This is a genomic window from Phenylobacterium sp., assembly GCF_044236515.1.
Taxonomy (GTDB): Bacteria; Pseudomonadota; Alphaproteobacteria; order Caulobacterales; family Caulobacteraceae; genus Phenylobacterium.
Genome location: NZ_JBIIGK010000248.1, coordinates 1 through 2,924 on the forward strand (window position 1 = coordinate 1; position 2,924 = coordinate 2,924).

The 2,924-nt window shown below is 68.9% G+C and carries 1 protein-coding gene; it reads left to right on the forward strand.

Annotated features, from left to right (window positions below):
- Positions 1-2,924, forward strand: a 2,924-nt coding sequence (gene gltB, locus ACILRF_RS15845) for a glutamate synthase large subunit (protein ID WP_395674592.1), incomplete at both ends; no start/stop codon positions are given.

The following is a 2,924-nucleotide window of genomic DNA, read 5'->3' on the forward strand; positions in this document are numbered from 1 at the left end:
CAGAACTTCAGCCAGGTGACCAATCCGCCGATCGACTCCCTGCGGGAGACCTCGGTGATGAGCCTGAAAACCCGGTTCAAGAACCTCGGCAACATCCTCGCCGAGGACGCGACCCAGACCGACGTGTTCGTGCTGGAAAGCCCGGTCCTGACCACCGGCATGTACGCCCGTCTGGTCGAGGCGATCGGCGAGAAGAACGTCGCCGTCGTCGACTGCACCATGCCTCTGCCGGCCCCGGGCGCCCGGGCCGGCGACGCCCTGCGCGCCAACCTCGAACGCATCCGTCTGGAAGCCGAGGACGCGGCCCTGCGCGGCTGCTCGACCATCGTGCTGTCCGACCAGGCGACGGGCCCCGACCGCGTCGCCCTGCCGATGATCCTGGCGACCGGCGGCGTCCACGCCTGGCTGGTGGCCAAGGGTCTGCGCTCCTACGTCTCGATCGTCGTGCGCTCGGCCGAGTGCCTCGACACTCACTACTTCGCCGTGCTGGTCGGCGTCGGCGCGACGGCGGTCAACGCTTATCTCGCCCAGGAGAGCTTCCTGGACCGCCAGGAGCGGGGCCTGACCGGCGAGCGGTCGCTGCGCGAGCTGTGCCTGAACTTCAAGGGCGCTATCGAAGGCGGGCTTCTGAAGATCATCGCCAAGATGGGCATCTCGGTGGTCTCGTCTTACCGCGGCGGCTTGAACTTCGAGGCCGTCGGCCTCTCACGCAGCCTGGTGGCCGAATTCTTCCCCGGCATGCCGTCGCGGATCTCCGGCATCGGTCTCGCGGGCCTTGAGGCCAAGGCGGTCGAGCTGCACCGCCGAGCCTGGGATCCGGCGGCGCTCAGCCTGCCGGTCGGCGGCTTCTACAAATCCCGCCGCGGCGGCGAGGCGCACGCCTTTGAAGCCCGGATGATGCACACCCTGCAGTCCGCCTGCGACCGCGGCGACTATTCGATCTTCAAGCGCTACTCCGAAGGCATGCGCCGGGCGCCGACCATCCAGCTGCGCGACCTGCTGGACATCCGCACCGACGCCAAGCCGGTGGCGGTGGACGACGTCGAGAGCGTCAACGAGATCCGCAAGCGCTTCGTCACGCCGGGTATGAGCCTCGGCGCGCTGAGCCCGGAGGCGCACGGCGCTCTCAACATCGCCATGAACCGGATCGGCGCGAAGTCTGTCTCCGGCGAGGGCGGCGAGGATCGCGCGCGCTATAAGCCGCTGCCGAACGGCGACAACCCGAACTCGGCGGTCAAGCAGATCGCGTCCGGCCGGTTTGGCGTCACCGCCGAGTACCTGAACCAGTGCCGCGAGATCGAGATCAAGGTCAGCCAGGGCGCCAAGCCCGGCGAGGGCGGCCAGCTGCCCGGCTTCAAGGTCACCGAGCTGATCGCCAAGCTGCGGCACTCGACGCCGGGGGTGATGCTGATCAGCCCGCCGCCGCACCATGATATCTATTCGATCGAGGATCTGGCCCAGCTCATCTACGACCTGAAGCAGATCAACCCTGACGCCCGGGTGACCGTGAAGCTGGTCGCCATGACCGGCATCGGCGCCATCGCCGCCGGCGTCGCCAAGGCCAAGGCGGACGTGATCCTGATCAGCGGCAACGTCGGCGGCACCGGCGCCTCGCCGCAGACCTCGATCAAGTACGCCGGCGGCCCGTGGGAGATGGGCCTTTCCGAGGCCAACCAGGTCCTGACGCTGAACAACCTGCGCCATTCGGTGCTGCTGCGCACGGACGGCGGCATCCGCACCGGCCGCGACGTGGTGATCGCCGCCATGCTCGGCGCCGAAGAGTTCGGGATCGGGACGGCCAGCCTCATCGCCATGGGCTGCATCATGGTCCGCCAGTGCCACTCCAACACCTGCCCGGTGGGGGTCTGCACCCAGGACGAGAGCCTGCGCGCCAAGTTCACCGGCACGCCGGACAAGGTGATCAACCTCTTCACCTTCATCGCCGAGGAAGTGCGCGAGATCCTCGCCAGCCTGGGCGTGAAGTCGCTGCAGGAGATCGTCGGCCGCACGGACCTTCTGATGCAGGTCTCGCGCGGCGGCGCGCACCTCGACGACCTCGACCTCAACCCGCTGCTGGTCAAGGCGGACCCCGGCCAGAACAAACCCTACTGCACGGTCCACGGCCGCAACGAGGTGCCCGACACCCTCGACGCCCAGATCGTTCGCGACGCCGGGCCGGTGTTCGAGCGCGGCGAGAAGATGCAGCTGACCTACACCGTCGCCTCGACCCAGCGGTCGATCGGCGCCCGGACCAGCTCGCACATCGTCCGTCGTTACGGCATGGACGGCCTGCCGGCCGGCCATCTGACCCTGCAGCTGCGCGGCTCGGCCGGCCAAAGCCTCGGGGCCTTCGCGGTCCAGGGCCTGCGGATCGAGCTGACCGGCGAGGCCAACGACTATGTCGGCAAGGGTCTTTCGGGAGCGACGATCGTGATCCGGCCGACCGGGTTGCTGGCGCGGCCGGAAAGCAACGCCATCCTCGGCAATACCGTGCTCTACGGCGCGACGTCGGGTCGGCTGTTCGCCGCCGGCCTGGCGGGCGAGCGGTTCGCGGTGCGCAATTCCGGGGCGACGGCGGTGGTAGAGGGCTGCGGCGCAAACGGCCTTGAGTACATGACCGGCGGCGTCGCGGTGATCCTCGGCCGCGTCGGCTTCAACTTCGCGGCCGGCATGACCGGCGGCATGGCCTTCGTCTACGACGCCGACGACACCTTCCGCCTGTCGCTCAACCGCGAGAGCGTGGTCGTCTGCCCGGTCGCCAACGGCCACTGGCAAGGCGTGCTCCGCAACCTCGTCGAGGAGCATGCGCGCGAGACCGGCTCGCCCCTCGCTCGCGAACTGCTGCTCGACTGGGACCGGGCGCTGGAGCGCTTCCACCAGGTGTGTCCCAAGGAGATGGTCGGCCGCCTCGACCACGCGCTCGA